The 15,528-nt window shown below is 41.3% G+C and carries 11 protein-coding genes and 1 pseudogene; 7 read left to right on the top strand and 5 right to left on the bottom strand.

All coding sequences use genetic code 11. The features are described from left to right. Window positions 1-805, top strand: a pseudogene (locus IPH84_17555) (NAD-dependent epimerase/dehydratase family protein). 1,156 nt (window positions 806-1,961) lie between these two features. Here IPH84_17555 and IPH84_17550 read toward each other — a convergent pair. The 5 genes from IPH84_17550 to gdhA all read right to left on the bottom strand — a co-directional run bounded on the left by IPH84_17550 (window position 1,962) and on the right by gdhA (window position 7,633). Continuing rightward, window positions 1,962-2,672, bottom strand: coding sequence for a flavin reductase (locus tag IPH84_17550; GenBank protein MBK7174983.1), 711 nt, complete (start codon window positions 2,670-2,672; stop codon window positions 1,962-1,964). 101 nt (window positions 2,673-2,773) lie between these two features. Beyond that, a complete protein-coding gene (locus IPH84_17545) occupies window positions 2,774-3,520 on the bottom strand; it encodes a hypothetical protein (GenBank protein MBK7174982.1) in 747 nt (248 codons plus the stop codon). A gap of 92 nt (window positions 3,521-3,612) precedes the next feature. Continuing rightward, a complete protein-coding gene (locus IPH84_17540) occupies window positions 3,613-4,320 on the bottom strand; it encodes a DNA alkylation repair protein (protein ID MBK7174981.1) in 708 nt (235 codons plus the stop codon). A 170-nt stretch (window positions 4,321-4,490) separates the two neighbouring features. Continuing rightward, window positions 4,491-6,104, bottom strand: a complete 1,614-nt coding sequence (locus IPH84_17535) for a CotH kinase family protein (GenBank protein MBK7174980.1) — start codon at window positions 6,102-6,104, stop codon at window positions 4,491-4,493. A 182-nt stretch (window positions 6,105-6,286) separates the two neighbouring features. Continuing rightward, window positions 6,287-7,633 carry an NADP-specific glutamate dehydrogenase gene (gene gdhA, locus IPH84_17530; GenBank protein ID MBK7174979.1) on the bottom strand — a complete coding sequence of 449 codons (1,347 nt, stop codon included), beginning with the start codon at window positions 7,631-7,633 and terminating at the stop codon, window positions 6,287-6,289. A gap of 1,202 nt (window positions 7,634-8,835) precedes the next feature. Between gdhA and IPH84_17525 the strand changes: the two genes are divergently transcribed. The 6 genes from IPH84_17525 to IPH84_17500 form a co-directional block, all read left to right on the top strand. Continuing rightward, window positions 8,836-11,742, top strand: coding sequence for a pyruvate, phosphate dikinase (locus IPH84_17525; protein MBK7174978.1), 2,907 nt, complete (start codon window positions 8,836-8,838; stop codon window positions 11,740-11,742). Between the two features lie 459 nt (window positions 11,743-12,201). Next, on the top strand, window positions 12,202-13,332 hold the full coding sequence (locus IPH84_17520) for a hypothetical protein (protein ID MBK7174977.1): 1,131 nt from the start codon (window positions 12,202-12,204) through the stop codon (window positions 13,330-13,332). A gap of 277 nt (window positions 13,333-13,609) precedes the next feature. After that, on the top strand, window positions 13,610-13,801 hold the full coding sequence (locus IPH84_17515) for a hypothetical protein (GenBank protein ID MBK7174976.1): 192 nt from the start codon (window positions 13,610-13,612) through the stop codon (window positions 13,799-13,801). Between the two features lie 50 nt (window positions 13,802-13,851). Beyond that, window positions 13,852-14,265 (top strand): hypothetical protein, encoded by a 414-nt coding sequence (locus IPH84_17510; protein ID MBK7174975.1) that lies wholly within the window; start codon window positions 13,852-13,854, stop codon window positions 14,263-14,265. A gap of 142 nt (window positions 14,266-14,407) precedes the next feature. Continuing rightward, window positions 14,408-15,031: a hypothetical protein gene (locus tag IPH84_17505; GenBank protein ID MBK7174974.1), complete on the top strand. Its 624-nt coding sequence runs from the start codon at window positions 14,408-14,410 to the stop codon at window positions 15,029-15,031. Window positions 15,032-15,256: 225 nt separating this feature from the next. Further along, window positions 15,257-15,528: DUF1801 domain-containing protein (locus IPH84_17500; protein MBK7174973.1), on the top strand; the 272-nt coding region annotated here is incomplete at its 3' end.

Below are 15,528 nucleotides of genomic sequence, written 5' to 3'. Positions count from 1 at the left end.
GGTGATATCCGAAATGCGGAAGATTGTCGCAAAGCAGTTGAAGGTGTAGAATACGTCCTCCATCAGGCAGCCTTAGGATCAGTACCAAGGTCGGTAAAAGACCCTGTGACCACGAATGCTGTAAATATTTCAGGATTTCTGAATATGCTTGTAGCTGCTAGGGATGCAGGAGTGAAAAGATTCGTCTATGCCAGCAGCTCATCAGTTTATGGCGATCATAAAGGGTTGCCAAAGGTGGAGGATGAAACTGGAAAGCCTCTCTCTCCATATGCTATTACAAAAAAAAGTGAATGAATTATATGCAGGCGTTTTTGCCAGCCTGTATGGAATGGAAGTGGTTGGACTCAGGTATTTTAATGTTTTTGGGAAGCAACAGGATCCCAATGGAGAATATGCTGCTGTGATCCCCAGGTTTGTAAAGGCTCTTATCAACCATGAACGTCCGGAAATTTTTGGAGATGGAAACCAGTCCCGCGACTTCACCTTTGTCGAAAATGTGATTCATGCCAACCAGGCTGCTGCTGTAAGCCAGGGTGAAAATGTGGTAAACAATGTCTATAATATAGCGTTTGGTGACAGGATCTCACTGAATGACCTTTATTATATCCTCAGGGATAATCTTTCAGTATTCGATCCGGGAATATCTGCCATCGAACCCCTTTATGTTTCAGAGCGTCCCGGAGATATACCGCATTCACATGCCAGCATCGACAGGGCCCGTCAATTGCTTGGGTATAATCCGCAGTTTTCAGTAAAGCAAGGCCTTCAGAAGGCTATTGCCTGGTACTGGGAGAATCTGAAGTAGCCTGCACATTTAAGTTGAGTTACTTTTTCATTTAATATTCTGTGTTAAGTGTTAGATATTCTTTTCCATGTGAAAAAGAACACTCAATATCGAACACTAAACTCTAAATCAATAAGTTGAATTACTTTTTCATTTAATATTCTGTGTTAAGTGTTAGATATTCTTTTCCATTTGAAAAAGAACACTCAATATCGAACACTAAACTCTAAATCAATAAGTTGAGTTTACTTTTTCATTTAATATTTCTTGTTAAGTGTTAGATATTCTTTTCCATTGGAAAAAGAACACTCAATATCGAACACTAAACTCTAAATCAATAAGTTGAATTACTTTCATTATTATTCTGTGTAGTGTTAGTATCCCATAAAAGACCTTGAACACTAAACTCTAAATCAAAAGTTGAATTACTTTTCTTAATCAAGTGTTTTTCCCGAAAAAGAACACACCAATTCGAACACTAAACTCTGAATCAATAAGTTGAATTACTTTTCATTTATTATTCTGTGTTAAGTGTCAGTATTCTTTTCCATTGAAAAGAACACTTAATATCGAACACTAAACTCTAAATCAATAAGTTGAATTACTTTTTCATTTATTATTCTGTGTTAAGTGTTAGATATTCTTTTCCAGGTGAAAAGAACACTCAATATCGAACACTAAACTCTAAACAGGGAGGTATTTCCTCGTTGAAGCACTATCGAACACTAACTCTAAATCAATAAGTTGAGTTACTTTTTCATTTAATATTCTGTGTTAAGTGTTAGATATTCTTTTCCAGGTGAAAAGAACACTTAATATCGAACACTAAACTCTAAATCAATAAGTTGAGTTACTTTTTCATTTAATATTCTGTGTTAAGTGTTAGATATTCTTTTCCAGGTGAAAAGAACACTCACCCACGTCCTTCCTGAAAGCCTCTCTCTGCCCGCTTAACCTATATGAGCAATGTCAATATTATGCAGCATATAATAATCCCCTGTCAGCCAAAGGCTGACACCCCCTTTAAAAATAAAGGGGGACAGGTCATATTGCCAAATTGGGTGTTATATCCACAAGCAGAAGGCTCCCCGTCGGGAATTGTCAAATTGTCAAATTGTCGAATTGTCGAATTGTCAAATTGTCAAATTGTCAAATTGTCAAATCGTCGAATGATTAATTAAACCAATTCCTCAAACATATCTTTTGTTGCCCCACAAACCGGGCACATCCAATCGTCCGGAATATCTTCAAAGTTGGTTCCCGGAGGAATTCCACCATCAGGATCACCTAGCGCAGGATCGTAAATGAAGTTACAAGCAAGGCATTGATATCGTTTGCCATTGGTGGATTTGGCAACTTCGGGTTTGTGCTCAACTTTGGCAGGATCCACATAAGTGGGGGCATTCTTTGGCGACAAACCTTTCTTCACTTCCCTGTACCATGTATAAGTGAGCGGGGTTGTTTCTGTATCAAGGATTTCACATTCGAGTACCTTGCCAATAAAGATAATATGGCTGCCTACATCGATCTGTCCACTTACCTCACATTCGAACCAGGCAACGGAATCCTGCGTCACGATGGGGACCCCGCTTTTGCCGGTTTCAAACTGCACCGACTTGAATTTGTCTGCCTCCCTGCCACTTTTGTAACCAAACAAACCAATCAGTTCAGCTGATGCCTGCTGTTTTAATACGGATACACTGAATTTGCCACTGGCAGCTATCAGGCTGGTGGTAAGATTGTTTTTGCTGCAGCTTACCCCTAATTGAGGTGGTTCGGCTGTTACCTGGAATACAGTATTGGCTATGTACCCATTCTTGCTGTTTGAATTGGATGATGAAACGATATATAGCCCGTAGGTGAGACTGAAAAATGATTCGAAATTCATAACTGCGTATTTGGTCTTTTGAAGGTTTGAATATGTTTAGAACCGGTTAATTCCTTCTCAGGAATCACGTTACAATATAGCAAAATTTCTGAATAGGTTACTCAACGAAACTCAATTTTTCCTCTGAATGAAGTTTGAGAGGTACTATGGTGAAAACCTTCGAAGCTGGCAAGATTTTCAAGAATTTGTGTTCGGAGATTTATGGTTTCTCCCGGACGGGTTTCCTTCATATAATTGATGGTGAGTTTGCCGGGATAGAATTGGGAGACAAATTCAACCGGCAACTGGTCCATCATCCAGTCGACATACCTTGTGGAGGTTACATGCCGATTCAGGTCAAAGTCAAAATAGCTGGGGTGGATCAGTTGTTCCGATCCTTCGTTGATGCCCGCAAGCTTTTCCGGGCGTTCCTCAATAGCATGGTTTAACCTTAGTGAATCAAGCAGATCGGCATCCAGCCCTTCATATTTCCTGGGCCGCTTAGATTGAAAATCAATAGCCAGCCACACTGAAGTTGCCAATGCAACCATTTCATTGTTATGATCGAATATTCTAAAGTCTCTCACATATTGCAAACCATCTACATCCTTGGGCCAGGTCTCAACCTTTCCGGTTTCTTGCCATTTCATCGGGCGGAGAATCTCCACATGCATGCGGCTGAGAACCCAAAATAACTGTTCCTTCCTGAGATTACTGAACCCTAATCCCAATAGTTCTGCAGATTGTATCGCACCCTGTATCAATAAATTCAGCAAGGCGCCCGGACGCAATCGAGCTTCCATGTCGGTATCAGCAGAAGTGATCTGAAAAGGAATTTCAAGAATAAGAGGCTTTTTTGTAACAGTCATTTAAATGGAATAGTTTAATAAAATATTTATTCGTGAAAATTCAAGCTGAAATCCGTGTAATTCCTGCCTCGCCGGCAGGCAGGCGTGTTCTATCAATTCACTCCGAACTCCTGCTTTTCTTTTTTGCTCATTCGTTCACTCATTGCCGCCACCAGCCGTGTAGCGTCTGACTTTGATGTTTTTTCAAGGTATCCGAGCACATTCTGAGGTTCTGTTTTCCACGATTCATAAAGTAATCCGCCGATACCCTGGATTACCTCCGGAGATTCATCATTCAGAAGAGGTTCAACAAATTTCAATATACCTGGGATATCCTTTATATCTCGTATTAAATGACTGAGGGTAATGGGAATTGATCTTCGCTGCATTTTGTTTCCTGAAGATTTCCACTCTTCGAGTTGCTCATAACCAATTAGGCCATTCTTCCACATAGGGACCAGCAGTTCAGCACAAATCACATCGGCATGAGCCAGGTGTTTGACTCCAAACATAAACCAGAACTGAAATTCTTCAAAAGTCTTTGGAGTAAAATTCTTTTCAAAGGCTTTCATCAGGAGGATGGCAAAGCTGGTTTCTTCATATTTTGAGCTCCTGACAAGAATCCGGCAGGTTTCACGGATTAGCTTATACCCGGCCCCTTCATCCAGTATGCTCATCACTACATCCTCGATTTGCTCAAGGCTAAGACCATATGCTTCAAAATCTTTTCCAAAGTGTTGGGCGTATTTCTCAACCAAAGCCGGGTTGGCATTTTCAATGCAGTATTCCTTGATATCATTGGCTAAATCAGCTGGGGACATAGTGATGTATTGGTTATGATTTCTCTTAATTTGACTGGTACAATCCAGGTGGTACTTTTGAGTATTGATTCCGGTGTAAGCTCTGTATTACCGGGATAAACTGATAGCAGGCAATGGATGCTTCATATAAATGCAATCGTGAATGGATCTGTTTTGAAGCAAAAAAAAGATTATTGATGTAATACCTTCCTGCTATATTGTTTTCCATTCACTTCCACGGTTATCATGTAAATCCCGACAGGTAAGCCGGATAACTTCAATAGCACGGTTTTATTCCCGGCAGACAAGGACGATTCTGAAAGTTTGTTACCCTTCAGATCTGACAGCATGATCGTTGCCGGCTGCTTTAATCCTTTTAATCTGACTTTTACCTCTTCTGCGGCAGGATTTGGATAGACTGTTATCGTCAGATTTTCTTTTTCCTGCTCATCCGGCTCAGAACTTGTTCCCAGCTGCTCAATAATTTTTGCCTGCCTCAGGCTTAGAAAGGGTTTAATTCCATAAGGAGTATGCCCATCAATTGTTAAGGTTGTGCTGTTAAAGAAATCGTTGAGTGAATACCCGAAATCAAGTGACCTGTATTGATCTTCAACAGCGGCTCCTGTTATCATCTCTTGTAAATACTCAATCCTTGGAAATATTGAGTCGGGTTCGATGATATAAGTGGCTATGGTGTCGAGATATGATTTGTACTTTGCAAAGAATTCAGGTATGGCAAACAATTTCGTGGCTAAAGGGCGGGGTTCCCCGTGGCTTGGCCAGTCCAGGCAATTGCGTGTAGCCCAGTCGCGGTTCACCCAGTCCACTCCAAATGTATTATCAGTATCATAAGCTATGAACTTGAACTTCCCATCCGCTGCATGATAAAGGAAGTAGTTATTCTTATTATACATGTAATCATCCCAGTTGCCAGTAGCTACGTCCATTGCAAAGGCTTTCAGTACCATGTCCACATCCAGCTTTTCCCTGATCAGCCTTATGAATGTGGTATCAGTTGTTTGGTTGAGTGTGGCGATCAAAGCCATCAGATCCGAGTAATCATCCTCTGTCTCATTGGTTTGCAGGTCATAGGCTCTTCCACCTGTTGTAGTTCCGCTTCCGATATTCTTATAGTCTTCCTGATCATCTCCTTCATAAACCAGGTCAGCAGGATAAGTACATTTATAAAGATTGCCATCATTTTCCCCAAATACACGATCGAGCCAGTCTTTATCATATTCCTCCAGGGTGGTATAAGCCCCGTAATAGGAATTATTGATATACAACCTAACAAAACTCGTCCTTCGTTCAGGTAATCCGGCTTTTTTCCAGGTGTCATAGAATAGCTTCTCCCTGATCATGGAAGGGTCGTTGTGCTGTCCATTCAGATTGATTTTCTTTACCTCCTGGTATCTTCTTCCGGGAACATATTCATTGAAGCTAATTTTGAAGGATTTTTTCTGCGCATACCGGGAAGTATTTCCTCTCAACCTAAAACCTACATTTTCAAGTGTGTCGCGCTGGAGGCTGTCATTAAAGATAAAGCGGGCCATAAAATAATGATCGGACAGCACATCGTCCATAATCACTTCAAGGGAATCTGCCGGAATCTCAATGAATATGGAACATACCTTACTGTCGTCGAACAGACTCGACTGTGCTGAAGCTCCTGCCATCAGAAGTACAAGGAAAAGTGCGGTAAATAAGGTCTTCATTCCGGGTATCCGATAGAATACAACCCCAAGGTACTGAGTTGGTATTCCCACGTCAAAGGTAAGACGTTTTGAGATTGTTTGAGTATTCATTCTTTAAAGCAAATGAACCTGGGGCGCAACTTAAAATGAGAAAGTCTGCTTTCCGAATTTCTTCAGAACCGCAGACCTTCTTATTTAATTCAAAATTTTAAATGCAAAAACTAAAATTCAAAATAGTATTTTTCATTTTTCATTTTTCATTTTGCATTTTGCATTTTGCATTTTGCATTCAATTACACAAGTCCCTGTGCCATCATGGCTTCGGCAACTTTTACGAAACCGCCGATATTGGCACCCTTAACGTAATTGATGAAGTCACCTTCTTTACCATGTTTAATACAGGTGTTATGAATGTTTACCATAATGGTATGCAGTTCCTGGTCAACGCGTTCGCGGGTCCAGCTAAGACGCATACTGTTTTGGCTCATTTCGAGTCCTGAAGTGGCAACACCACCGGCATTGGCAGCTTTACCAGGACCGTAGAGGATTTTCTTTTCAATGAAATGGTCAACAGCTTCGATGGTGGATGGCATATTGGCACCTTCTGATACGCAGAAGCAACCATTAGCTACCAGTGTCTTTGCATCGTCACCATTAAGTTCATTCTGGGTTGCACAAGGAAGTGCGATGTCGCATTTAACACCCCATGGAGTTTTACCTTCAACAAATTCGCAGTTGTATTTCTTAGCGTAATCGCTGATACGTCCGCGTTTGATGTTCTTCAGTTCCATTACATAAGCCAGCTTTTCAGCATCAATACCGGCTGGATCATAAATGTAACCATTGGAATCGCTGAGGGTAACCACTTTACCACCAAGTTGATTTACTTTTTCAGTAGCATATTGTGCAACATTACCTGAACCGGAAATAACAACAGTTTTACCCTTGAAGTCCATTCCACGGGTCTTGAGCATTTCTTCAGCAAAATATACACAGCCATAACCAGTAGCTTCCGGACGGATCAAACTGCCACCCCACTCAAGTCCTTTACCGGTAAGAACGCCGGTGAACTCGTTGCGGAGACGTTTGTACTGACCAAACATAAAGCCTATTTCACGGCCACCAACACCTATATCCCCTGCAGGAACATCAGTGTCAGGACCAATATGGCGCTGCAATTCAGACATGAATGATTGGGTGAACTTCATTACTTCATTGTCACTCTTTCCTTTAGGATCGAAATCAGATCCACCTTTTCCACCGCCCATAGGAAGTGTGGTAAGGCTGTTCTTCAGTACCTGTTCGAAAGCCAGGAACTTCAGGATGCCAAGATTTACAGTCGGGTGGAAACGTAATCCCCCTTTGTAAGGACCTATGGCACTGTTCATTTCAATGCGGAAACCACGGTTGATCTGGAACTCTCCTTTGTCGTCCAGCCAGGGAACGCGGAACATGATAACACGTTCGGGTTCAACCATACGCTCAAGAATTCCCTTGTACTTTGGGTTTTCTTCAACAAAAGGCATCAGTGATAAAACTACTTCTTTCACTGCCTGGTGAAACTCAACTTCACCTGCATTCTTGGCAATAACTTTTGCCATGAATTGATCGACTTTCTGGTCAATAATACTGTTTGACATAATGGATAATGTTTAGTTATTGTATTAGGGTAAACGTTAATTTCCGCAGCAATATTAAACATATTGTATTGAACCGCAATGATTTTTAGCGTTTTTCTGTTATTGCAGTAACAACTGTAAAATCAAGAAATACAAGAAGTTGCAGGACTTTTTTTTTAATTAAGCGTTTTGCTGATTAAATTCAGTAAAACACTTAAAAATGGGCTTTGACTTTTTAATATTTAGACTTATAAAAAAATTCAGGAGTGAATTTCATAGTCAGGATTGCAAAGCAAAGCTGATTAGAAAAGTGGAACCATTTTCCGAACAAATTATTCTTAATCCTGTTCAGCCTGAGGCGGATGAAAGTTGATCCTGGAATGAAGAATCCGTTGGACGTTTATTCATGTACCAGATGAATGTACCCCAATGGATGCAATTTTAGCAAACAAACGGGGACACAAGACGCAAATCGCTGACTGACATGACAATAAACACAAATATTTAACTTGAAACTTTGAATCATAATGAGATAAAATCCGGGAGCTATTATTCCTTCTTTAAAAAACAGTCTCCAATCTTCCAATTTTACATTCAATTCAAAGTCATATTTCTGTATTTTTAAAAACTTATTACCGCTTAATAATACCCTTTCCATGACCGAAGAAGAAGCCCTGCAGAATCCCCGTGAAATTCAACGCCTCCTTTTTGAACGTGCCGAACGCCTCAAGGAATTAGCCGCAATCAACCAAACTACTGACATCCTGAAAGAAGGAAAACCTCTTGATGAAACACTTCAGCAATTGGCCAAACTTTTCCCCTCAGCCTGGCAATACCCTGAATATACTGTCTGCAGCATCTCTTTCAATGGCAAGGAATACCACTCACCCGGGTATTCACGCACAAAGTGGATGCAAAGGCAATCTTTCGACATTATCGACGGACGCAGCGGCCATATAGATATCTTCTATACCAAGGAATTCATCCAACTCGACGAAGGCCCTTTCTTAAAGGAAGAACGTCATCTCATCATTAACCTGGCCAACTCTATAGCCGGCTACCTTAATAGTGTAGCTGCCAAGGAACTCCTTAAGAAATCGAGACTTGACGAACCTCAGCAACGTTCAGCAAAACCTGTTAAAGGTGATACCCTGCCCGGCCGGCAACTCCTGCAACGATTTCTCAACAAGAATAACTATAACCGCGATATCTACCACGACCTTATGCCTTTCAAGGTAAAAGAGATTCTTCTGGTAGCCAATCTTTACGACGCATACAGCATCGAGCGGGAAGGGCGATTCTCGGAATATGTGCTGGGTGAATATCACCAGCTTAGCCTTACCTCTGTCCCACGTATTACAGGGGTATCTTCAGCAGAAGAAGCTTTTGAACAGCTGAACAGTAAGCATTTCGACCTGGTAATCTTTATGGTGGGTGTTGACAAGGGCATGCCGGTCACCCTCTCAAGGGAGCTCAAACAAGCATTCCCGTATATTCCGGTCTTCATGCTCCTCAACAATAACACGGATGTGGAATTCTTCGTCAGTGAGAAGCAGAAATTCGGTGCCATCGACCGCATCTTCGTTTGGAATGGTGAAAGCAAAGTGTTCTTCGCCATGATCAAACTTCTTGAAGACCAGATAAATGTAGATAACGACACAAGAGTCGGGCTGGTACGTGTCATCCTGCTGGTGGAAGACAGTCCTCAATACTATTCGCGCTACCTTCCTTTATTATATGGTATCGTGATGGATCAGACCCGCCGCATTATCGATGATGTGAGCACTGATGAACTATATAAGGTATTGCGCCTTCGTGCCCGATCCAAGATCCTCCTGGCTGCCAACTATGAGGAAGCCATGGATATTATCAATGATTATAAGGATTATATGCTTTGCCTTATCTCTGATGTGAAATTTCAAAGAGGGGGTAAAACCGATGAACATGCAGGCTTTAAACTGGTGAGTTATGTAAGGGAAAATCTTCGGGACCTGCCCACAATTATTCAGTCGTCGGACCTGGAAAATGCCACACAGGCCTATGAACTAAGGGCTACCTTCATCGATAAGAACTCCGAGAGCCTCTCCCAGGATTTCAAGAGTTTCATTATGCACTACCTGGGTTTCGGGAACTTTATCTATCGCGACAAGGACGGCCACCAGATAGCACTGGCCAAATCACTCAGGGAATTTGAGAACCAGTTGCGCACCATCCCTGACGAATCCCTGATCTATCATGCCCGGAAAGACCATTTCTCCCTTTGGCTTATGGCCAGGGGTGAGATACAAGTGGCAAGGATCATCAATCCGCAAAAGGTTACCGACTTCCAGAGTCCAGGGGAATTGCGCGTTTACCTGCTCGATGTGATCCAGCAGTTCCGCAACGAACAAAATATGGGGAAGATTATTCCCTTCGAGGAATCCGCCATTACCGATGAACATAATGTGGTAAGCCTGGTTCCCGGTTTATTGGGGGGAAAGGGCAGGGGACTTGCCTTTATTAATTCCCTGATCTATAATTACGATTTTTCTGTCCATGTGCCCAATATCAACATCCGTTCTCCCAAGACTTCCATCATCGGGACGGATGAGTTTGAGTATTTCATGGAACGCAATAAATTATACGATAAGGTAAATACCATCCAATCCTACGATGAGATCAAGCGGGCATTTGTCGAGGGTTCCCTCACCGATACCCTGATCCGAAGGCTGAGGGTGCTGCTCAAACAAATCGAAAAGCCACTGGCAGTGCGTTCTTCCGGGATGTTTGAAGATTCCTTGTCACAGCCTTTTGCCGGTATTTTCGAAACTTACCTGCTGCCAAACAATCACCCTGATATCAATGTCAGGCTTAAGCAGCTGATGGATGCCATCCGGCTGGTGTATGCATCGGTTTATTCTCCTGAAGCCCGCGGTTATATTGAAGCCATCAATTATAAGCTGGAAGAGGAAAAGATGGCCATTGTTCTCCAGGAGGTTGTGGGAAATACATTTGAAGATGTGTATTATCCTCATATCAGCGGGGTAGCACAGTCTTATAATTATTATCCATTTGGACACATGAAACCTGAGGAAGGTTTTGCAGTGGCGGCACTCGGTCTTGGAAAGTTCGTGGTAGATGGGGGTAGTGCCTATCGGTTTTCACCTAAATATCCGGCCACTGAGAATTTCAGTCCCAAGGACCTGTTTAAAAACTCCCAGGTAAAATTCATTGCGGTGGACCTGGCCAAAAAGGAGGTGAACCTCCTGGACGGAGAAATGGCAGGCCTCAGGGAACTGGACATCGATGAAGCTGAACGGCATGGAACCATGAAACACCTGGCTTCAGTTTATGATCCCGATAATCAGCGTATCATCCCAGGTATCACCACGCCCGGGCCCAGGATCATCAATTTCTCAAATATCCTGAAGTATGAGTATATGCCCATGGCCAAGACCATTGAAACCGTGCTCGATATTGTCAAGGAAGCGATGGGTACGCCGGTGGAAATTGAATTTGCCATCGACCTCAACCGTGATGCGGATTATAAGACCACCTTCTACCTCCTTCAAATCAAGCCCCTCATTGGTGCTGAGCAGGACTATAATGTGGAGTTATCCGAGATCAGCCGCGACTCTATGATCTTACTATCAAATAAAGGGATGGGCAATGGAATGATCAGCGACGTAATGGATGTGATTTTTGTGGATACCGAAACTTTTGATAAGAGCAGGACTGAAGATATGGCCCGTGAGATTGATGCCCTCAATACCCTGATGAAAAAGGAAAACCGAAAATATGTCCTGATAGGTCCGGGCCGATGGGGCACCCGCGACCGCTGGATCGGTATTCCTGTGAACTGGCCGCAGATCAGTAATGCCAAGGTGATTGTAGAAACCAGTCTTGAAGGCTATCCCCTGGATGCCAGCAGTGGTTCCCACTTCTTCCATAATGTAACCTCCATGAATGTGGGGTATTTCTCCGTGCAGCCTGAATTGGGCAACAGTTTTATTGATTATGAATTCCTGAAGAAGCAGGAACTTATCAATAGTACCACCTTCTTCCGGCATGTGCGTTTTCCCTCGCCGGTAAGCATTAAAATGGATGGACGGAAGAGGCTGGCGGTGGTGACCTGGAATGAAGTGATTTGAGGTACCAGATTGGAACCTCAAGTGATCATGGTGGTAGAAGAATACTGACCCATAACTGTGTTTTCAGGGTTTTGTATATATTCAGGCAGTTGAAAAGTGGAGTTTTACAAAGAAGTTTGTTAGATGGTATTTTGGGAGTATCGAGGGGTTTGATAATAAAAGAATGATAGTGTTAAGGTTTAAGGTAGGGGTTAATTCCAAGTTTTAATGAATTTTTTCACTGTCAAATCAAAAAAACCCAAATAAAAGAAATACCTTAGGTTTTTACTTTCAAAAAAATTAATAAAAATTTTAAGTTAAGATCCCCTTGGTACAAAGAAAACAGGCAACATTTGCTAATTACCATCTCTTTGAATCGGTTATGAGAGATCTATTGGAGTTTAATAGCGGGTATCTTTTAGTTCTGCTGGTTTATTTACAAGTGTTATATTTTAATATGTATGTAATAAACTTTACCTCATGAAGCATGTAATATTCGGAATTATTTATTTCTTTCTCGCAGTTCAAGCCTATGCCCAGTCATACATCGGGAATGAATTGAAAAGTATTGTTCAATCACAAATGTTTGACGCCACCGAAAAGGTTGTCCCGGTATTTGTAGCAGTGCCCGGATGGTATTTTTATGGGACGTATACGAATACTGACCAGGAGATATACTTCAGGGAGAAGCCCAAAAAGGATCAGAATCATCTGGGATTCCAGGGAATCGTAGCCCGTGAAATTCAAAATAATATCCCTTTAGTGTTTTCATCTTCATTATATCCTGAAAAATTTCAAATCAATTCATTTTATAATGATCATTTATCGGTGACATTTAAGGTCTCTAAAGCGGATAGTCTCACAAATATTGAAATCGCCAATATGGATGGCTCTTTCCGACGTGAAGCAAAATACTGTAATGAGCGATTAAAACTGCTGGTGATGACCAATAGCCGGGGAAATTATATCACACAGTTTGATTATTCTGATACGCTTGTGCGGAAAACAACTTACAACACTTCCCAGCGGAAATACAGGGTAATAGATGAGTATTACAACGACAACTTACTTTTATCGCGGGTAATATATAACAACAGCAAATCCAGGAATACCCGCCGGGTGGATTACACTGAAAAATTTACTTATGATCCTGCTAACCGGCTGACATCGGTTAAAAAATATTCCAAAAGAAAAGTAGCTCAGGATTCCACCCTTTACATATCTGCTGAGAATTATATTTTGGAAAATCTTTTCCGGCAAGGGGTACGGCAAACCAATAAATACATTTATAATGAGAACCATGCCATTGTTGAAAAGAGCATTGATCTTGGAGATAATAAAGTGAATGTAACCTATGACTATGATGGTTCTTCACACCTGGCTAAAATGGAATTGACGAACAGGAATACGAATGAAAAAGTGAGATTTTCTTTTATTTATGATTCAGAATTTCGGCTATCAGAATTAAACAGATTTGATTATTCGGGTTCAAGCGATACCTGGGCGATGAAAACGAAGTTTATCCTAAAATATAACAGTAAGAGTTTTTTGGAATCTATTTCACGTATCGAATCCAATGGACAAGTTTCCAGGTTTTTGCGTTATGATTAAAGGCATGTTAAAATTTCACATAAGAATGGTTATTGAATGGAGATGAAGAATTCAAGAATCCAGAATTCAAGAATCCAGAATACAAGAATCCAGAGTTCAAGAATTCAGCCTTCAGGAATTTACAATTCTAACGCTTCAGGGAATTAGAATGTGAATAAACCAGCAAAGAGTTTTGAATTCTTCTCTTACTAAGAAGTGATATTTTGTATAATTTTAATCAATATATGCTTCAATATTATCCTTTGTATGTCACTCTTAAACTTAGAAATTTATTGTTATGAAGAAAATTACTTTATTCACATTCGTTTTACTTATTCTTTCCTCTGCCCAAGCCCAGGTGCTTGAGAGTGTGGGTATTAAGGCTGGTATCTCCCTGGCGAACCAAACCTGGAAGTACAAATCCATCTCTAAAGAGACAGCATATGATTACAAAGCAGGTTTCTGCGGTATTCTCTCCGCGGAGCTATAAAGTCCCGTTATCTAAGCTTCACCACCGACCTGGGCTATTTCCAGAAAGGGATGCATTACACAGTTCTGAATACCAGTCCGGAATTTCCGGAAGGAAATGGTACATACACAACGTATAAAACCAGCTATCACCACCTGTGTCTTTCGCCTATGCTGAAAGCTTTTTATAATCTGAATAAGTTCGGGTTCTACGCCTTACTAGGCCCAAGGGTCGATTACCGCCTGGCGTATCAGTCAGATCATAATGAAATGGTTCCTGCTGAATCAAAAAAATGGATACTGGGGTTGACCTATGGTGGAGGTGTTGTTTATCAGCTGGGCAAGGTGGGTATCCTGTTAGAGTTACAGGGACAGCCGGATTTTACCGGAATCATTGATACTGAGCCTTCAGAAAACAGCACCGGCCTGAAAATTACCGGCAATGCTTTTACCATCACTACAGGAATCAGTTTTAAACTGCATTGAGGTTAAGAATCAGAGTAGTAGTCCTGTTCGGCAGAACCATTAATTAGCCGGATAATCTGGTATGGCAGGTTCTTTTTATTCCCTTAAGGCAATAATCCATCCTGGTGTTTGTTTAAGTATGGTAATTGCTTAAACTGGAAATATGAAATATCTCATAATCATTATACTGGGTTTTTTAGCATTAAGCATCCACGGACAAGAAACTGAGCAAGAGTTTGATGTCCATAAGTGGGTGGCACCATATGAACTGCCGGTACCAAAGGATTGGACCATCGAACGATTCTTAATCCCTATCAGCTTTGCACCACAAATTCCTTACAAGGGAGTGGAAGATATACGCTTTAGCCCGGGTTGGGGAAAAGTATCAAGTGAAGAGTATTGGACCTATGCCTTTTTGTGGTATGTTGAAGGATCACCGTTATTTAATGCTGAAATACTAGCTGAGAATTTAAAAGCCTATTACACAGGGTTATTATCAGCCAATTCAAGTAGTGCTGTTAATATGGAGGATAAATCACAGCAAGTGTTTACCTCTTTCAAAAAAGTTTCTGCTGAAAATGAGGATTCTGAGACTTTTTCCGGAACCATTGAAATGTTGGATTATATGAATCAGGGTACTATCATTCTACATTGTAAAGTTCACCTGAGATCGTGCAGTGAAACAAATAAAACAATACTATTTTTTCAGTTGTCACCAAAATCTTTTCCGCACTTAAACTGGCAGAACCTTGATCAATTGTGGAAAGGATTCCAATGTAAGATATAGGCACTGAAGCCAGGCACCAGTAAATTGCCGGTTCGTTTTTATTGTTCATTTCATTTTTTTAATTGTGTAAATCGACTGCCGGAATTTTCAGGGAGTAAGAATTTCCCTCTTTATGATTCAGATGATTACCGGTGAAAACTTCAGCCGAACACTATACCCATATTCTTTGTTACTTTATTGACAAACACCCTACCCGGGGTTATCATGATAAATATGATAAATATGATGAATAAAGACATCCAGGCTTACAATGATGCGTTAACACCCGAAGACAGCGCCATCTGCAATTTACTGATGAACGAAATCAATAAGAACCTGCCAGGTGCTGAAAATAAGATCTGGCATGCCCACCCGGTATGGTTCCTGGAAGGCAACCCTGTTGCAGGTTATAGTAAATTGAAGAATAGTGTCCGATTGCTGTTTTGGAGCGGTCAATCCTTCAATGAGGAGGGCTTGCAAAATGAAGGCAGCTTTAAAGCAGCAGAAGCACGTTATAC

The sequence above is a fragment of the Bacteroidales bacterium genome (assembly GCA_016707785.1).
GTDB lineage: Bacteria > Bacteroidota > Bacteroidia > Bacteroidales > UBA4417 > UBA4417.
Note: the sequence above shows the minus strand (reverse complement) of the source record. Positions and strands in the feature narration are given on the sequence as shown.